The sequence below is a fragment of the Amycolatopsis sp. NPDC101161 genome (genome assembly GCF_044768185.1).
Classification (GTDB): domain Bacteria; phylum Actinomycetota; class Actinomycetes; order Mycobacteriales; family Pseudonocardiaceae; genus Amycolatopsis.
Genome location: NZ_JBIWPI010000006.1, coordinates 788,429 through 803,131 on the forward strand (window position 1 = coordinate 788,429; position 14,703 = coordinate 803,131).

The 14,703-nt window shown below is 71.8% G+C and carries 17 protein-coding genes; 5 read left to right on the forward strand and 12 right to left on the reverse strand.

The features are described from left to right. Nucleotides 1-2: 2 nt before the first annotated feature. Genes ACIRSS_RS41845 through ACIRSS_RS41855 form a run of 3 tightly spaced genes read right to left on the reverse strand, consistent with a single transcriptional unit; the run spans nucleotide 3 to nucleotide 3,517 of the window. Nucleotides 3-2,411 (reverse strand): glycoside hydrolase family 65 protein, encoded by a 2,409-nt coding sequence (locus ACIRSS_RS41845; RefSeq protein WP_400905379.1) that lies wholly within the window; start codon nucleotides 2,409-2,411, stop codon nucleotides 3-5. Continuing rightward, complete coding sequence (locus ACIRSS_RS41850) at nucleotides 2,411-3,139, reverse strand: HAD family hydrolase (RefSeq protein ID WP_400905382.1); 729 nt, start codon at nucleotides 3,137-3,139, stop codon at nucleotides 2,411-2,413. Before ACIRSS_RS41850 ends, ACIRSS_RS41845 begins: the two co-directional genes overlap by 1 nt. Nucleotides 3,140-3,148: 9 nt before the next feature. Continuing rightward, nucleotides 3,149-3,517 carry an ArsR/SmtB family transcription factor gene (locus ACIRSS_RS41855; RefSeq protein WP_372666998.1) on the reverse strand — a complete coding sequence of 123 codons (369 nt, stop codon included), beginning with the start codon at nucleotides 3,515-3,517 and terminating at the stop codon, nucleotides 3,149-3,151. A 123-nt stretch (nucleotides 3,518-3,640) separates the two neighbouring features. Here ACIRSS_RS41855 and ACIRSS_RS41860 point away from each other — a divergent pair, with 123 nt between their 5' ends. Then, the gene (locus tag ACIRSS_RS41860) at nucleotides 3,641-4,141 is read left to right on the forward strand and encodes a PaaI family thioesterase (protein WP_400877236.1); all 501 of its coding nucleotides are present in this window, start codon (nucleotides 3,641-3,643) and stop codon (nucleotides 4,139-4,141) included. Here the strand turns inward: ACIRSS_RS41860 and ACIRSS_RS41865 are convergent. Continuing rightward, on the reverse strand, nucleotides 4,131-4,454 hold the full coding sequence (locus ACIRSS_RS41865; protein WP_400905384.1) for a nuclear transport factor 2 family protein: 324 nt from the start codon (nucleotides 4,452-4,454) through the stop codon (nucleotides 4,131-4,133). The genes ACIRSS_RS41860 and ACIRSS_RS41865 overlap by 11 nt on opposite strands. A gap of 40 nt (nucleotides 4,455-4,494) precedes the next feature. After that, nucleotides 4,495-4,971: a MarR family winged helix-turn-helix transcriptional regulator gene (locus ACIRSS_RS41870; protein WP_400905386.1), complete on the reverse strand. Its 477-nt coding sequence runs from the start codon at nucleotides 4,969-4,971 to the stop codon at nucleotides 4,495-4,497. On the opposite strand from ACIRSS_RS41870, the gene ACIRSS_RS41875 reads away from it, so the two are divergent. After that, complete coding sequence (locus tag ACIRSS_RS41875; RefSeq protein ID WP_400905389.1) at nucleotides 4,970-5,431, forward strand: pyridoxamine 5'-phosphate oxidase family protein; 462 nt, start codon at nucleotides 4,970-4,972, stop codon at nucleotides 5,429-5,431. The genes ACIRSS_RS41870 and ACIRSS_RS41875 overlap by 2 nt on opposite strands. On the opposite strand, the gene ACIRSS_RS41880 is transcribed toward ACIRSS_RS41875, so the two are convergent. Both ACIRSS_RS41880 and ACIRSS_RS41885 read right to left on the reverse strand, forming a co-directional pair. After that, a complete protein-coding gene (locus ACIRSS_RS41880) occupies nucleotides 5,428-7,740 on the reverse strand; it encodes a P-loop NTPase fold protein (RefSeq protein ID WP_400905392.1) in 2,313 nt (770 codons plus the stop codon). The genes ACIRSS_RS41875 and ACIRSS_RS41880 overlap by 4 nt on opposite strands. Before the next feature lie 4 nt (nucleotides 7,741-7,744). Continuing rightward, nucleotides 7,745-8,902, reverse strand: coding sequence for an ROK family protein (locus tag ACIRSS_RS41885; protein WP_400905394.1), 1,158 nt, complete (start codon nucleotides 8,900-8,902; stop codon nucleotides 7,745-7,747). Between the two features lie 142 nt (nucleotides 8,903-9,044). On the opposite strand from ACIRSS_RS41885, the gene ACIRSS_RS41890 reads away from it, so the two are divergent. Next, complete coding sequence (locus ACIRSS_RS41890) at nucleotides 9,045-9,785, forward strand: DUF427 domain-containing protein (RefSeq protein WP_400905397.1); 741 nt, start codon at nucleotides 9,045-9,047, stop codon at nucleotides 9,783-9,785. 4 nt (nucleotides 9,786-9,789) lie between these two features. Here the strand turns inward: ACIRSS_RS41890 and ACIRSS_RS41895 are convergent, their stop codons facing one another. Continuing rightward, nucleotides 9,790-11,070 (reverse strand): carotenoid oxygenase family protein, encoded by a 1,281-nt coding sequence (locus ACIRSS_RS41895; protein ID WP_400905400.1) that lies wholly within the window; start codon nucleotides 11,068-11,070, stop codon nucleotides 9,790-9,792. After that, nucleotides 11,067-11,627 (reverse strand): hypothetical protein, encoded by a 561-nt coding sequence (locus ACIRSS_RS41900; RefSeq protein ID WP_400905402.1) that lies wholly within the window; start codon nucleotides 11,625-11,627, stop codon nucleotides 11,067-11,069. Before ACIRSS_RS41900 ends, ACIRSS_RS41895 begins: the two co-directional genes overlap by 4 nt. Before the next feature lie 90 nt (nucleotides 11,628-11,717). Here ACIRSS_RS41900 and ACIRSS_RS41905 point away from each other — a divergent pair, with 90 nt between their 5' ends. Continuing rightward, a complete protein-coding gene (locus ACIRSS_RS41905) occupies nucleotides 11,718-12,230 on the forward strand; it encodes a PadR family transcriptional regulator (protein ID WP_400905405.1) in 513 nt (170 codons plus the stop codon). Nucleotides 12,231-12,261: 31 nt separating this feature from the next. Here the strand turns inward: ACIRSS_RS41905 and ACIRSS_RS41910 are convergent, their stop codons facing one another. Beyond that, nucleotides 12,262-13,017: a hypothetical protein gene (locus ACIRSS_RS41910; protein ID WP_400905407.1), complete on the reverse strand. Its 756-nt coding sequence runs from the start codon at nucleotides 13,015-13,017 to the stop codon at nucleotides 12,262-12,264. Here ACIRSS_RS41910 and ACIRSS_RS41915 point away from each other — a divergent pair. Next, complete coding sequence (locus ACIRSS_RS41915) at nucleotides 13,016-13,567, forward strand: sigma-70 family RNA polymerase sigma factor (RefSeq protein WP_400905410.1); 552 nt, start codon at nucleotides 13,016-13,018, stop codon at nucleotides 13,565-13,567. The two genes, ACIRSS_RS41910 and ACIRSS_RS41915, sit on opposite strands and share 2 nt — an antisense overlap. Here ACIRSS_RS41915 and ACIRSS_RS41920 read toward each other — a convergent pair. Beyond that, nucleotides 13,564-13,839, reverse strand: a complete 276-nt coding sequence (locus ACIRSS_RS41920; RefSeq protein WP_400905413.1) for a cyclic-phosphate processing receiver domain-containing protein — start codon at nucleotides 13,837-13,839, stop codon at nucleotides 13,564-13,566. The genes ACIRSS_RS41915 and ACIRSS_RS41920 overlap by 4 nt on opposite strands. Continuing rightward, a complete protein-coding gene (locus tag ACIRSS_RS41925) occupies nucleotides 13,836-14,696 on the reverse strand; it encodes a TIGR03564 family F420-dependent LLM class oxidoreductase (RefSeq protein WP_400905416.1) in 861 nt (286 codons plus the stop codon). Before ACIRSS_RS41925 ends, ACIRSS_RS41920 begins: the two co-directional genes overlap by 4 nt. Between the last annotated feature and the right edge of the window lie 7 nt (nucleotides 14,697-14,703).

Here is a 14,703-nt window from a genome sequence, read left to right on the forward strand (position 1 = left end):
CCTCAGTCGGAGTAGACCTCGCTGATCGGGTTCGCCGGTTCGGCGTACTGACGCAGCTTTTCCGAGTCGCGTCGCATGGGCGCGCGGCCCGGCGGCTGCTTCGGCGGATCGCCCGCGTCGATCTTCGGGATCGCGAACCGCTGCGGCTCCGGGGTGAGCGTGATGCGCTCGCCGTGGTGCAGCACTTCCAGCGGGTCGCCGTCGAGCACGTGGTAGGTCGCCTGGTCGCGGTCGATCTCGACCTGGAACCGCGTGCCGCGGAACATCAGCCGGAAGGTGATCCGGTCGAGCTGCGCCGGGAGCCGCGGCGCGAACGCCAGCGTCCCGCCGTGGTCGCGCAGGCCGCCGAAGCCGGCCACCGCGCCCTGCCACGCCCCGGCCAGCGACGCCATGTGCAGGCCGTTGCGCACGTTGTTGTGCACGTCGTGCAGGTCGGTCAGCGCCGCTTCGGCCAGGTAGTCGTAGGCCAGGTCGAGGTGCCCGACCTCGGCCGCGACCACCGCCTGCGTCCCCGCCGACAGCGAGGAGTCCCGCACGGTCCGCGCCTCGTAGTAGGCGAAGTCGCGGGCTTTCTCCGCCGGGCTGAACGAGTCGCCGCACAGGTGCAGCGCCAGCACCAGGTCCGCCTGCTTCACGACCTGCTTGCGGTAGAGGTCGAAGTACGGGTAGTGCAGCAGCAGCGGGTAGTGCGCGATGTCGGTGTGCTCGTAGTCCCACTCGTCGTGGTCGAGGAACCCCTCCGACTGCGGGTGCACGCCGAGCTCTTCGTCGTAGGGCAGGTACATCGCCGCGGCGGCCGCGCGCCACGAGTCCAGCTCGACGGTGTCGACGCCGAAGTGCGCCGCCACGTCCGGGTGCCGCTCGCACGAGTCCGCGGCGGCCAGCAGGTTCCGGCGCGCCATCAGGTTCGTGTAGACGTTGTTGTCCGCCACGGCCGAGTACTCGTCGGGCCCGGTGACGCCGTCGATGCGGAAGTCGCCGTGCCGGTCGTGGTGCCCGAGCGACGCCCACAGCCGCGCCGTTTCCAGCAGCAGCTCGGTGCCGTAGTCGCGCTCGAACTCCTCGTCGCCGGTCGCGTTGAGGTACCGCAGGACGGCGTCGGCGATGTCCGCGCTGACGTGGAACGCGGCCGTGCCCGCCGGCCAGTACGCCGAGCACTCGGCGCCGTTGATCGACCGCCACGGGAACGCCGCGCCCCGCAACCCCAGCTGGTGCGCGCGTTCCCGCGCTTTGTCCATTGTGGAGTGACGCCAGCGCAGGGCGTCGCGCGCCGCGTCCGGGATCGTGTAGGTGAGCACCGGCAGGACGAACGACTCGGTGTCCCAGAAGGCGTGCCCGTCGTACCCGGGGCCGGTCAGGCCCTTGCCCGCGATGGCGCGGCTCTCCCCGCGGGCACCGGCCTGGAGGAGGTGGAACAGCGCGAAGCGGACGGCCTGCTGCAGCTCGGGATCGCCCTCGATCTCGATGTCCGAGGTGGCCCAGTAGTCGTCGAGGAACGCGCGCTGCTCGGTGATCAGGCCCTTCCAGCCGGTCTGGCGCGCGCCCGCGAGCGCGGCCTCGACCTGCGACCGCAGTGCGGGCACCGAGCGCTGGGCGGACCAGCCGTAGGCGAGGAACTTCGTGATGCGCAGCCGGCCGCCCTTCGGCACGTCGACCGCGACGGTGAGCCGCGCGAGGTCCTCCTCGGAGTGGATGCGGGCGCGGATCCCGTCGTCCACCTCGATCTTGTGGTCCATCGCGGCGGCCATCCGCAGCCCCGACCGGCGGGTCTGGTGCACCAGCACGGCGTTGTAGTCCGACGCGCGGTGGAACTCGCCGACCAGTGGCGAGTTCAGCGCGGCGGCCACCCGCGGGTCGCTGGTGTCGGATTCGATCGGCTCGTTGGCCAGCAGGTCGGACTGGACGACCAGCTGCAGGTCCTCGTCGAGCGGCTCGACCTCGTACCGGATCGCGGCGACCGCGCGCTGGGTGAACGACACCAGCCGCTCGGTGCGCACGCGGACCCGCCGCCCGGTCGGCGACGACCACTCGGTGGTCCGGCTCAGCGTGCCCTTGCGGAAGTCGAGCACGCGGTCGTGCGCGGTGGCCGCGCCGTAGCGCATGTCCAGCGGCTCGTCCTCGACGAGCAGCCGGATGATCTTGCCGTCGGTCACGTTGACGACGGTCTGGCCTTCTTCGGGGTAGCCGTAGCCCGCCTCGGCGTAGGGGAGCTCGTGCTGCTCGTAGAAACCGTTGAGGTAGGTGCCGGGCAGCCCGCGCGGCTCGGCTTCCTCGAGCGTGCCGCGCAGCCCGATGTGCCCGTTCGACACCGCGAACGCGGACTCGGTGCGCTGCAGCGCGTCGACGTCCATGCCGCGCCAGCGCAGCTCCCACGGCGAGCACTCGTAGCCGCGGGGTTCTTCTTCGGTCATCAATCCTCCAGCAGGTCGGCGAGGTCGTCGACGACGATGTCGGCCCCGTGCGCCTTCAGCTCGGCGGCCTGGTCGGCCCGGTTCACGCCCACGACGTAGCCGAAGCCGCCGGCCTTCCCGGCCTGGACGCCGGACTGGGCGTCCTCGAACACGGCCGCGTGCGCGGGTTCGACGCCGAGCGCCTCGGCGCCGGCCAGGAACGAGTCCGGCGCGGGCTTGCCCTTGAGGTTCCGTTCGCGGATGACGAGGCCGTCGATGCGAGCCTCGACGTACTTGCTCAGGCCGGCGGCGTCGAGCACCTTCGCGCCGTTCGCGGACGACGTCACGACGGCGATGCGCAGGCCCGCGGCCTTGACCGCGTCGAGGTAGCGGATCGAACCGGGGTAGGGGTTCACGCCGCGCTCGTCGATGATCTTCAGGACGAGCTCGTTCTTGCGGTTGCCCAGGCCGTTCACGGTCGGGGCGTCCACCGGGTCGTCGGGCGTGCCCTCCGGCAGCTCGATCCCGCGCGAACGCAGGAATTCGCGGACGCCGTCGGCGCGCGGGCGGCCGTCCACATAGGTCGCGTAGTCCTGCGCGGTGAACTCGCGGAAGTTTTCGCCGTCGCGGGCGCGCAGAAACTCGTCGAAAGTCCGTTTCCAGGCTTCGCTGTGGAGTACGGCCGTACCGGTGAGCACTCCGTCGAGGTCGAACAGGCAGGCGGTGATGGTCTCGGGCAATCCCGTCATGCCCGCACGCTACCGGTCACCCCGATCGGGTGTGGGCTCCTGGGGGTGCGGCCGCACCCGATGGATGAGTTCGTGCACGGTCGCGTCCGCGAGCCGGTAGCGCACGACGCGTCCGGTGCGCTGCGCGGTGACCAGCCCGTGCGCCCGCAGCAGCCGCAAGGCCTGCGACACCGCGGTGTCGGTCATGCCGGTGACCGCGGCGAGGTCGGTGACGCTGATTTCGCGGGCGTAGTGGATCGACACCAGCAGCGCCAGCCGGGACGGGTCGGCGACGACGGAGAACCGCTGGGCCCATTCGTCGATGACGGCGCGGTCGCCCAGCCCGTCGACCGCCGCCGCGACGCGTTCCGGGTCGATCAGCTTGCGGTCGGTGCTCACCCCCGGATGATTCCACCCGGCCCGCGGGCGGACCACCGGTGGCCTGGGTCACGCGCGCTTGACGACGGCGGGGCGGGCGGGCGAAGCTGCGGTTAAGACAGTTGTCATAGTCGAGGAGCCGGGATGACCGACGTCGAAGCGCAGGTCCGTTCGAAGACCATCACGTGGCAGGACCCGCTGGCGACCGCCCGGCTCGGCGCCACCATGTCCGGGTTCGACTACCTGACCGCCGTCGCCGAGGGGCGCGTCCCCGGCCCGCCGATCGCCGCGCACTTCGGGTTGCGCTGGGAGCACATCGGCCACGGCGAGGTCGTCGCGGTCGCGGAGCCGGACGAGTCGCTGTACAACCCGATCGGGATGGTCCACGGCGGCGTCGCGGCCACGATGCTGGACTCGGTGGTGGGTTGCGCGGTGCACACGACGCTGCCGGCCGGCGTCGGCTACTCGTCGGTGGAGCTGAAGGTGAGCTACCTGCGGGCGATCCACGCGGGCCGCGGCGAAATCCGCGCGACGGGCCGCGTCGTGAAGGAGGGCTCGCGGATCGCGTTCGCCGAGGGGGAGATCCGCGACGCCGAGGGCAAGCTGCTGGCCACGGCGTCGGGGACCTGCGTCATCACGCGCTGAGCGGCTGCTTGACGTCCCAGTGCTCGACGAGGAGACCGTCCTCGACGCGCAGGACGTCGACGACGGCGGTGCCGGCCACGTGCAGGTGCACCATGACGAGGTCGTTCTCCGCGACGACGTGCTTGATCTCCGCGGTCGCGCCGGCCAGCGGAGAGTTCTTGACGGCGTCGGCGAACGCGTCGCGGCCGTCGGGCAGGCCGGGGCTGTGGGTGACGAAATCGGGGTGGAGCGCGGCTTTGGCCGCGTCGAAGTCCTTGCGCACGAACAGGTTCTCGAGGCAGTCGACGACGATCATGCGGTTCGTTTCGCTCATGTCCCGATTCTCGCGCGGGCGTCGATTACGTCGCGGGTAATCACCGGGGCGGCCGGACGCGCCGGGCGCGGATCGCGTCGTCGCCGCCGAAGCGGCCGATGACCGCCGCCAGGAGGTCGCGGGCGTCGGCGACCCGCTCGGCGCCGAACTCCGTCTCCAGTTCTTCCTGAAGTTCCTCCCTGAGCGCGCGAGTGGCCTCGACGGCGTTCCGCGCGTGCTCGGTCAGGTGCAGGAGCTTGGTGCGCGCGTCGGCGGGGTCGGGTTCGCGGCTGAGCAGCCCTCGGCGTTCGAGATCGGCGACGGCCTTCGACGCGGCCTGCTGGGTGACGCCCATGCGTTCGGCCACCGCGGTGATGGACAGCGGTGCGGCCAGGACGTGCTGGATGACGACGCCGTCGTTGAACCTGAGGTCGTCGAGCCCCCGGCCGGCGAGCCGCCGCTGGATCTCGTCGGTCATGGCCCAGCCCGCGAAGAGCGCGGTCAGCGAGAGGTCGAGGGTGCTAGGATGCACAACCATGGTTGTGGAATCTAGCACAGTGCCGGCCGAACTGGCCGAAGCGTTCGTGCGCGTGGCGCACCGCATCGTCTGGTGCACGCTGGTGACCGTCGACGGCCGGGGCCGGCCGCGGTCGCGGGTGGTCCACCCGATCTGGGAGCGGGGTCCGCTCGGGCTGACGGGGTGGCTGTTCACCCGCCCGACGCCGCTGAAGGCGAAGCACCTGGCGGCGTCGCCGTACGTGTCGTGCTCGTACTGGGACCCGCGGCACGAAGTGGCGGTGGCGGAGTGCCGCGCGGAGTTCGCGGACGACGAGCCGTCGCGGAAGTACCTGTGGGAGCTCTTTGCATCGACCCCGGAGCCCCTGGGCTACGACCCGAAGATCCTGGGTGGCGAGGACTTCCGGGACCCGAAGATCACGGTGCTGAAGCTGACGCCGTGGCGGATCTCGACGGGCGGAGAAGCCTGGCGCGCGGCCTAAGCCGCTTGCCAGGTGAACCGCTCGACCTGCGGCAAGAACCGGACGACGGCCGACATCGGCAGCTCGGCGAGTTCCGGTGCGCCGCCGAGGAATTCCTTCCGCTCTGCCATGAGCTGGTCCTCGGCCCATTGGGCCAGTGTGCGGCGTTCGCGTGGGTCCACCTGCGCCAGCGGTTGGGAGGTGGCCAGCAGCAGCGCGACGAGCACGATCAGGCCGCCGACCGCCTCGTCCGTCAGGTGGGTGCCGGGCTCGCCGAGGACGCGTGCTTTGCTGATCCGGTAGACGTTCACGAACCGCTTGGCCCGCCGCGGTGAGCTGCCGACCAGCGGGGCAACGAGCCGGATCTGCCGGATTTCGGCGTCGGTCAAGGCCAGCGCCTGGGTGTGGTCGAGTCCCAGGTTGCGGGCAAACGACGTGCGCCGGATCTCGATGGGAAGCTCGAAGCCGCTCGGGGGCGTGACGACGTCGGCGGCAGGCGGCTCCGGCTGGGTCGCTTCGGCGGTGTGCTGGAGCAGGTCGGCGCAGGTGTCCGCGGTCATCGGGGGCAATCGGTAGGTGAGCTGGAAGATCTTCTCCAGGTACTGGCGCGCGGTGCCGGTCTCGGCCTCCGGCTGTCGGGCTCGGATGGACTGGGTCAGCCACTGCGGGTCGACGCCGAGGACCACGACGAACATCGGCAGCGCGAGCAGGAGGTGCACGGCCTCCAGCACGCGGACCACCGTTTCGGATGAGCACCGGTCGAGGTCGTCGATGTAGAGCACGATCCGATCGACCGGTGACTCGGCAGTCTCGTCCTCGAGTGCGGCCCGGAGGTAAGCGTCGAGGTCGCTGAGGTCCTGGTGCGCCAGCGCGACCACGCCGAGGTGCCGCCGGTAGTCGTCACTGCTCGCCCGTTCGGACAGGTAGCGCTCGAGCAGGCGGGAACCGGCCAGCTCGCCGAGGTCAGCCTGCGCCGCGGCTTCTCGCTGTTCGGCGGCCAGCAACGCGGCGCGGGCCGCGGCGAGGTCGGCTTCGGTGGCTTCGTAGCGTTGACGCGCCTCGGCCTCCTTCGCGCGATACGCGGCCTCGGCCTCGGCGACCCGCTTGTCGAGTTCGGCCTGGATCCGTTCAGCGGGCGCGAGCAGCTCGCGCAACCGACGTGCCTGGCTGGTCAGCCAGGTGAAGGCGCCGCCGAGCGCGGCCGTCACCGGGGGCAGCCACGGCTGGATCCAGTCCACCGCGGTCATCACAGCGATGCCCGCCACCCAGAGCACGAGGCCGGCCAGCAGCCCGAGGACCAGAGGAGACCGCCACCACGGCCGCGCGGTCGCCAGGATTCCGCTGCGCCGCACGGTGTCCCGGATGTCCTTCGCCGTGCGGGCCAGCTCGCGGGCGTTCTCCCCGATGCCGGTCAGGCCGAGTTGCTCCGCGGCCTTGGCGAGCCCGCTCCGCAGCTCCGGATCGACCTTGACGGTCGTCCAGATATCCTTCGCGGTGACCTCGCCGGCGTTCTCCAGCGCTGCTTCCCGTTCCCCTTCGAGCCGATCGACCGCGTCCCGGGCACTGGCGACCGCCGCGGCGGCCGAGTTCACCTGCGCCTGTGCCTCTTCCTTGGTCTGCTGGATGCCGTGGACCCGGTCCAGGGCCGCGGTGAGGGCCTTCTCCTGCGGGGAATCGTCGCGGTGCAGGGAGACGAAGATGTGGTGGACGAGGCTGGCCCAGAGGTTGCCTTCGGCGTAGTGCCAGGCGTTGAACCAGACGTGTGCCACGTTGTGGCAGCAGCTCAGGCTGTCGAGCGCGGTGATTTCGGCTTCGAGGGTGCGCATGAAGAATGTCTTGCCGGTGCCCCACTCGCCGTAAAGACCGACCGCGAGTGGGGGCTGAAGTGACTTCGCGGCGAGGAGGGCGGCCAGGGCGCGGGCGTCGTAGGTGATGCCCAGGCGGTCGGTGCCGCTGGTGGTCTCCCCGGCGAAGCCGGGGATGAGCCGCGCCCGTTCGGAAAGCTGATTCGTGCCGGTTGTAAGACGCCACTCGAAGGCACCGGTGTGGATGCGGTCGAAGTTCCGTCCGCGCACCCAGTCGGGTGCCTCGTCGATCGGTAGCACCGTGAGCAGGAGGTGTTCGGCGGGGGAAAACACCATAAGGGCGATCTCCCAGTCTTGGGCGACCTGGGCGATGCGGACCCGAGGGTCGGCTCCGGGAACCGCACGCAGGGTCAGGTTCGGGTTGCCGTCCTCGAGAAGCTGTGCGAATCCGATGACCTGGTCCTTGACCGCGTTCGGTAGCTCTCCGAAGACAGCCTGGAAGTCCTGCGAGATCGAGACATTCATGGATTCAGGCCGCGCCCACCCGCCGCTCGAAGACCAGCCCCTCGGCCGCCCGCAGTCCCACGCTGATCGCGCCCGTCAGGACCGCGTCCTCGCCCAGCTCGCCCTGGACCACCTTCGGCACCAACGGCGTGAACGCCCGCAGCGCGCGGTCCAGCGGCTCCAGCAGCAGGTCCGCCGCCGTTCCCATCCCGCCGCCCAGCACGATCAGCTCCGGGTCGATCACCGCCGCCACCGAAGCCACCGTGTACGCCAGCCGGTCGGCCTCCGCCTCCAACGCCTGCTTCGCCAGTTCGTCGCCTTCGCGGGCCAGGCGGAACACCTCGCGGGCCGATTTCGCCGTCCCCAAGCCGAGTTCGCGGGCGCCGCGGACCACCGACTGGGCCGCCGTCGCCTCCTCCAGGTGACCGCGGGCCGGGGGCGTGCCGTCCTCCGACGACGAGCGCGTGCGGCCGTACGGGAGGTAGCCGATCTCGCCGGCCGCGCCCGTCGCGCCGCGGAACACCCGGCCGTCGACCATCATGCCCATGCCGACGCCCGTGCCGATCGTGATGCAGCCGAACACCGACGCCCCGCGCGCGGCGCCGCTCTCGCCCTCGCCGACCGCCGTCAGGTTGGCGTCGTTCTCCACCATCAGGTCCGGCCCCAGCGCGGCTTCGAGGTCGTCGATCAGCCCGGCCCGGCCCCAGCCCGGCAGGTTCGGCGCGTGCCGGAAGCAGCGCTTCTCCGGGTCGGCGACGCCGGGGGAGCCGACCACGCGGACAACGATGTCGGCGGCCGACAGCCGCGCCTCCGCGACCGCCGAAGCCGCGATCTTGCCGACCGCCGTCACCAGCGCCGCCCCGGAGCGGGCGCTGTTGCGCTCGTCCCGGCGGGCCACGATCTTGCGGCCGAGGTCCGACACCGCGACGCGGATGTGCTCACGCCCGATGTCGACGCCCAGCACGTACCCCGCGGTCGGGTCGGCTTCGTAGAGCACCGCCGAGCGGCCGGTGCCGGTCGACGTCTGCCCGGTCGGGCGCGCCAGCCCGGCGGCTTCGAGCGCCAGCAGGGCCTGGCTGACCGTCGGCTTCGACAGCCCGGTTTCCTTCGCCACCTGCGGGCGGGTCGCCGCGCCGCTGCGGCGCAGCAGGTCGAGCACCGCCCGCTGGTTGATCTTGCGCATCCCGGCGGGGGTCCCGACCGTTGGAGCATCTACGCCGGCCACCCGTGCCCGCCTCCACTCGTTCTCGTACTTCCTGCCACGCTAGCCGCCCGAACCCCGGTTTCGCCGGAATACGCTCGCTTCGGGACCCGTTGACCGGGGCATGAGCACTCCGGTACGCGGCCGGGTCCGCGTGGCACAAGGCGCGAAGCGGGTGCGGGTGTTCCTCGGCGGCCAGGTCGTCGCGGACACGGTGCACCCCCTTCTGGTGTGGGAAGTCCCGTACTACCCCACGTACTACTTCCCGCGCGCGGACGTCGTGAGCGGCGTTCTCGCCCCCTCGGGCCGGACGTCGCACTCGCCCAGCCGTGGAGAAGGCGTTCGGTCGACGATAAAGGTTGGCCGAGCCGAGGCGGTGGACGGCGCGCTGGAATACCCGGATTCGCCGATCGAGGAGCTGCGGGACCACGTCCGCTTCGAGTTCGGCGCCTTCGACTGGTTCGAAGAGGACGAGCAGATCTTCACGCACCCGCGCGACCCCGGGGTGCGCGTCGACATCCTGCCGAGCTCGCGCCACGTGCGGATCGAGGTCGACGGCGTCACCGTCGCCGACACCGTGCGGCCGCACCTGCTCTTCGAGACCGGGCTGCCGACCCGCTACTACCTGCCCCGCGTGGACGTCCGGATGGACCTCCTCGAGAAGATCGACGCGGTGACGCACTGCCCGTACAAGGGCGCCGCGGAGCACTTCGACGTGGCCGGGCACCCCGACCTCGCCTGGAGCTACCCGACGCCGCTGCCGGAGAGCGAGCGCGCCGCCGGCCTGGTGGCGTTCCTCGACGAGAAGGTCGACGTCTTCGTCGACGACGTCCGGCAGGAGCGGCCGAAGACGAAGTTCGCCTGAGCGCTCACGCGTCCGGCAGCCAGTTCCCGTGGAAGCCCGCGGGGACGCGCTGCGGGAGGTGGACGGTCGCCACGGGCGCCGCGGCGACGTTCCCGGCGTCGAGCACGACGAGGTCGCTGCGGTCTTCCGCCGCGTCGTAGACGTAGGTGAGCAACCAGCCTTCGCCGTGCTCCGCCGGGACGAACACCGCTTCGCCGGGAACGCGGCCGGCCCCGAAGACGTGCTCGACCGAGGTGCCCGCGTGCAGGTCGTGGCGGCGCAGGACGTCGCGGCCGGTGACGTGGCCGTAGCGCGCGTCGGACCCGGCGAGCCGGTCGTCGATGCGGGGGAACTCGCCCGGCCGGTCGTCGAGCCGGTCTTCGGTCACCGTGCCGGCGGCGAGGTCGATCGTCCAGCGCCACAGCGACGCCGGCGGGTCCTCGTGGCCGGCCCACCACTGGTGGTCGTAGCGCAGGACGTGCACGACGATCCGCCCGTCCGGGGTGTCGAACGCGTTGAGCGTGTGGAAGACGTAGCAGGGCTCGATCTCCAGCCAGCGCACGCCGGCTTCGGGCCGGTCGCGGCGCAGCACGCCGAGCCGGGCGCCGTAGCCCGCGTCCCACCGGTAGGGCATGCCCCGGCCGACCGACGCCCGGTCGAACACGACCGGCAGGTCGTAGAACACCGCGTGCTCGTTCGTCAGCGCGAAGTCGTGCATCATCGTCAGCCCCGGCACGTCGATCGGCTGCTTGACGACGAGCTTCCCGGCCGCGTCGGCGCGGTAGTAGCTCACGTGCGGCGCGGTGATGCTGCCGTAGCCGAAGAAGTGCAGCTCCCCGGTCACCGGGCAGATCTTCGGGTGCGCGGTCATCGAGTCGGCCAGCTCGCCGCCGAAGTCGTAGGCGCCGACGGTCTCGAGGTCCGTCGTGATCTCGTACGGCAGCGACGACTCGACGAGCGCCAGCGTGCGGCCGGCGTGGTTGACGACGTGGGTGTTCGCGACGCTCGCGTGCAGGTTCCGCGTGCCGTTTTCGTTGTACAGCTTGAGATCCGGGTCCGCGAAGCTGTCGGTGCGCACCCACCGGTTGCGGTACCAGGCGGCCCGGCCGGCTTCGAGGCGGACGCCGTGGACCATGCCGTCGCCGGTGAACCAGTGCCCGCTGTCCCCGCGCGGGTTGGGGCCGTTGCGCAGGTACCAGCCGGTCAGCTCGGGCGGCAGCGCGCCGGTCACCGGGAGGTCGAACGCCGTCAGCTCGTCGTGGACGGGCGCGTAGGCGCCGGTGAGGTGGAACGCGGAGGTCGTCATGCGGCTTCCTGGGCGCGGGCGCGCACGCTGCGCGGGTAGCGGATGGTGAAGGCGACGGGGACCGCGAAGCAGACGACCTTGAGCGCGATCAGCGCCGCCGTCGCGTGCGGCGCGTAGTTCAGCAGCGCGATGCCGGCGAGGCCGCCGACGGTGAAGCTGATCGCCCAGACGAGCGTGATGATCACGTTGACCCGCTTGAAGATCGGGTTGTCCCAGAACTTCTCCGGCGTCGTCGTGCGGGCGATGCCGAGGGTGAACGGCTGGCCGATGGCGAGCGAGCCCCAGGCGGTGAGCGCCAGCCACGCGTCGGTGAGCGCGCCGGTGTAGGTCTTCAGCGGCGACGCCGGGAAGACGAACGCGACGGCGGTGAGCAGCGCGAAGAACGTGAAGCCGCTCCACTCGAGGATCAGCGTGTCGGCTTTGCGGCCGTCGCGGCGGGCCAGCAGCAAGAGGGCGGCGGAGATCGCCAGGCCGGTGAGCCCGGACCAGCGCCAGTCGAACTGCGTCGCGACCACGGCGAACGCTATCCACGGCAGCAGGCTCTTCAGGTAGTTCACGGCGGGTCCTTCCCGACATTCCAACTTTGACATGTCGAAACTAGAAGCTGCCGAGTCGACATGTCAAGAGTGGAATGTCATGATGGCGGTATGAGCCTTCGACACGCGGTGCTCGGGATGCTGGCCGACGAGCCGGGAAGCGGCTACGACCTGCTGAAACGCTTCGAGCGGGCGATGGCGAGCGTCTGGCCCGCGACGCAGAGCCAGCTCTACGGCGAGCTCGGCAAGCTGGAGAGCGCGGGCATGATCCGCGTCCAGGCCGAGGGCCCGCGCGGGCGCAAGGAGTACGAGATCACCGACGCCGGGCTCGCCGAGCTGCGGCACTGGCTGGTCGAGGTCGACCCGGGCGGCCCCCCGCGCAGCGCGGGCCTGCTGCGCGTGTACTTCCTCGGCTCGGTCTCCCCGGAGCAGGCACGCGGCTATGTGGCGACGATGGGCGAGGCGGGGAGGGAGCGCGAGAAGCGGCTGGAGGAGCTGGAGGGCTCGATCGACTGGGGGGACGACAACCAGTCGGTCTACGGCCGGCTCGTCCTGGAGTGGGGGAAGCGCTTCTCGGTCATGCAGAGGGAGTGGGCGGAGTGGGCGGTCAAGCAGATCGAGTGACCGGCGTATAACGCCCTATTCGGCAGTTCTTTCAGGCCGCGTGCCGGCCGTGGGCCTGGCGGCGGAAGGGACGCGGCCGCGGCCGTCCCGCCGGGGCGTCCACAGTGGACCCGGACACCGTCGGGCCGCCGTCGTCGGCCGTGGCCGCCGGTAGTGGTGCGCCGCCGTGGTCGCGGTGACCGCGGTGCACCGTCCACAGCAGCGCCAGGCCCAGCACGACCAGGACGTGCGTCGCGAGCCGCGCGAGCGTCACCTGGCCCGCCGCCAGGTCGCCCGCCGACAGCACCAGCAGGACCCCGACGAACCCGGCCAGCACCGGCAGCTGCCCGCCCGCCGTCCGGGGCCGCGCCACCGCCGTCAGCAGGCCGATCCCGATCGCCAGGTTCCACGCGCCGCTCTCGTGGCCGAGGTGGGCGAGGCCGTGCGCGCCGTCGGTGCCGAGCAGCTGCGCGAACGCCAGGCCTAGCTGCCCGATCGCCACCAGGGCCAGCGCGATCCGCGGCGCCCAGCCCTCACCGGACGGCGCCGGCGTGCGCTCGAGGATCGCCGCCGTGAGGTCCGGGACCGGCGGCGCCGGGCGCAGCACCATCGCGCGGCGCAGGTCGGACGCGGCCGCGAACCACTCGCGGCACGCCGCGCAACCGTCCAGGTGCCGGTCGACGCCGACCGGCTCGTCCTCGCCGTCCAGCCGGGCCGAAAGCCCTTCGCGGCACTCCTCGCACTTCACCTCCCAGTAGTCGGACGGCGGGCCCCGGAGGTTCCCGGTTACTGCTACGTTCCGGATCATGACCCGCGGTGAGGACGACGAACGCGTCACGGGCCTGGCCATGGCCGCCGGCCGCGGCGACCGGCGTGCCCTCGACGAGTGGGTTCGCGCGACGCAGGCCGACGTCTGGCGCTTCCTCGCCCACCTCACCGACGCGGCCGCGGCCGACGACCTGACCCAAGAGACGTACCTTCGCGCCTTCGGCAGCCTTCGCCGCTTCGCCGGACGTTCGTCGTCGCGGACGTGGCTGCTGTCCATCGCGCGCCGGGTGGTCGTCGACCAGATCCGGGCCGCCGGCGCCCGCCCCAAGATCGCCGACACCGACTGGGAAATCGCCGCCGAACGCACCCGCGACCCCGCGGCCGGCTTCGAGGAGCTCGTCGAGCTGGGCCTGCTGCTCGACGGCCTCGAGCCGGAGCGGCGCGAAGTCCTCGTGCTGACCCAGGTCCTCGGCCTGTCCTACGCCGAGGCCGCCGACGTCTGCGGCTGCCCGGTCGGCACGGTCCGCTCCCGCGTCGCCCGCGCCCGCGACGACCTGATCCAGGCCCGGCGCGCCCGCGGCACCGGCTAGCGGACGCCCGGCCCGTACCGCCGCGCCATCCCGACGAGCCACTCGCGGCCCACCGGGTTGGCCGTGTGGATGCGCACTTCCGGCGGCCAGCGGTCGTTTTCGCACAGCCACAGCACGACCGGGCGGGTCGTGTCGTCGCCGCCGAGGTCGTGGTCGAGGGAGATCGCCGTGAACTCGCCGCCGGCGAGCAGCTCGATTGCCGCGGCGCTCGACTTCGCCCACGTCCAGCCCGGCGGCGCCGGCCGCAGGTCGTCCACCCAGAGGCCGGTCATGCCGCGAGCAGCTCGCGGGTGCGGGCCTGCTCCGCGGGCGTCCCGAACGGCATCACCAGCAGCTCGGTCGCGCCGGCGTCTTCGAGCGACTTCACCCGCCGGCGCACGGTTTCCCCGTCCCCGACGATGACGCTGTCCGACACGCGCGCGTAACCGTCGCGGTCCAAAATGGACCGATAGGCGGGAACCTGCGCCGCCGCCCCGTAGGTCTCTTCGACCCACGACCGGCGTTCGTCCACTTCGGACGTCACGCAGATCAGCTGGCCGGAGACCACCCGGCCGGCGCCGAGCGTCGGTGCCACGAACTCGCCGGTCGCCCGCGGTCCGGCCCACGTCGTGATCACGCCGTCGGCCAGCTCGCCGGCCAGCCGCGTCGAGCCCGGGCTCACCGAGCCGACCAGGACCGCCGGCCGGGACGCGCCTGGCGTGGTCAGCCCGCCCGCCGCTGTCAGCGATTCGCCGTGGACGTCCGCTTTTTCCCCGCGCAGCAACGGGTTCAGTGCTTCGAGGTACTCGCGCAGGTGCCGCAGCGGGCGGTCGTAGGAGTACCCGAACTCCCGCTCGACGATGTGCCGGTGGCTCAGCCCGACGCCGAGGTGGACCGGCGCGCCGGCCGCGGCCTGGACGGTCAAAGCCTGGGCGGCCATCGTGATCGGGTGACGCGGGTACGTCGGCACGACGCACGTCCCCAGTTCGACGCCGGACACGCCCAACGCGGGCAACGCTGTGAGCGCGTCCCAGCCGCCGCGTTGCGCCAGCCACAGCGTGCCGTAGCCGAGCTTCGCCGCTTCGCGTGCCTGCGCGCGCATGCCGTCGAAGCCGACGCCGAGCTCGTCGATCAGGATGCCGGTGCGCATGGTGTCC

Excerpts from the sequence above, each read along its gene's own strand:
- ACIRSS_RS41845 (WP_400905379.1), bottom strand. The coding sequence starts at position 2,411 with ATGACCGAAGAAGAACCCCGCGGCTACGAGTGCTCGCCGTGGGAGCTG.
- ACIRSS_RS41850 (WP_400905382.1), bottom strand. The coding sequence starts at position 3,139 with ATGACGGGATTGCCCGAGACCATCACCGCCTGCCTGTTCGACCTCGAC.
- ACIRSS_RS41860 (WP_400877236.1), top strand. The coding sequence starts at position 3,641 with ATGACCGACGTCGAAGCGCAGGTCCGTTCGAAGACCATCACGTGGCAG.
- ACIRSS_RS41865 (WP_400905384.1), bottom strand. The coding sequence starts at position 4,454 with ATGAGCGAAACGAACCGCATGATCGTCGTCGACTGCCTCGAGAACCTG.
- ACIRSS_RS41875 (WP_400905389.1), top strand. The coding sequence starts at position 4,970 with ATGGTTGTGGAATCTAGCACAGTGCCGGCCGAACTGGCCGAAGCGTTC.
- ACIRSS_RS41870 (WP_400905386.1), bottom strand. The coding sequence starts at position 4,971 with ATGGTTGTGCATCCTAGCACCCTCGACCTCTCGCTGACCGCGCTCTTC.
- ACIRSS_RS41880 (WP_400905392.1), bottom strand. The coding sequence starts at position 7,740 with ATGAATGTCTCGATCTCGCAGGACTTCCAGGCTGTCTTCGGAGAGCTA.
- ACIRSS_RS41885 (WP_400905394.1), bottom strand. The coding sequence starts at position 8,902 with ATGCGCAAGATCAACCAGCGGGCGGTGCTCGACCTGCTGCGCCGCAGC.
- ACIRSS_RS41890 (WP_400905397.1), top strand. The coding sequence starts at position 9,045 with ATGAGCACTCCGGTACGCGGCCGGGTCCGCGTGGCACAAGGCGCGAAG.
- ACIRSS_RS41895 (WP_400905400.1), bottom strand. The coding sequence starts at position 11,070 with ATGACGACCTCCGCGTTCCACCTCACCGGCGCCTACGCGCCCGTCCAC.
- ACIRSS_RS41905 (WP_400905405.1), top strand. The coding sequence starts at position 11,718 with ATGAGCCTTCGACACGCGGTGCTCGGGATGCTGGCCGACGAGCCGGGA.
- ACIRSS_RS41915 (WP_400905410.1), top strand. The coding sequence starts at position 13,016 with ATGACCCGCGGTGAGGACGACGAACGCGTCACGGGCCTGGCCATGGCC.
- ACIRSS_RS41910 (WP_400905407.1), bottom strand. The coding sequence starts at position 13,017 with ATGATCCGGAACGTAGCAGTAACCGGGAACCTCCGGGGCCCGCCGTCC.
- ACIRSS_RS41920 (WP_400905413.1), bottom strand. The coding sequence starts at position 13,839 with ATGACCGGCCTCTGGGTGGACGACCTGCGGCCGGCGCCGCCGGGCTGG.
- ACIRSS_RS41925 (WP_400905416.1), bottom strand. The coding sequence starts at position 14,696 with ATGCGCACCGGCATCCTGATCGACGAGCTCGGCGTCGGCTTCGACGGC.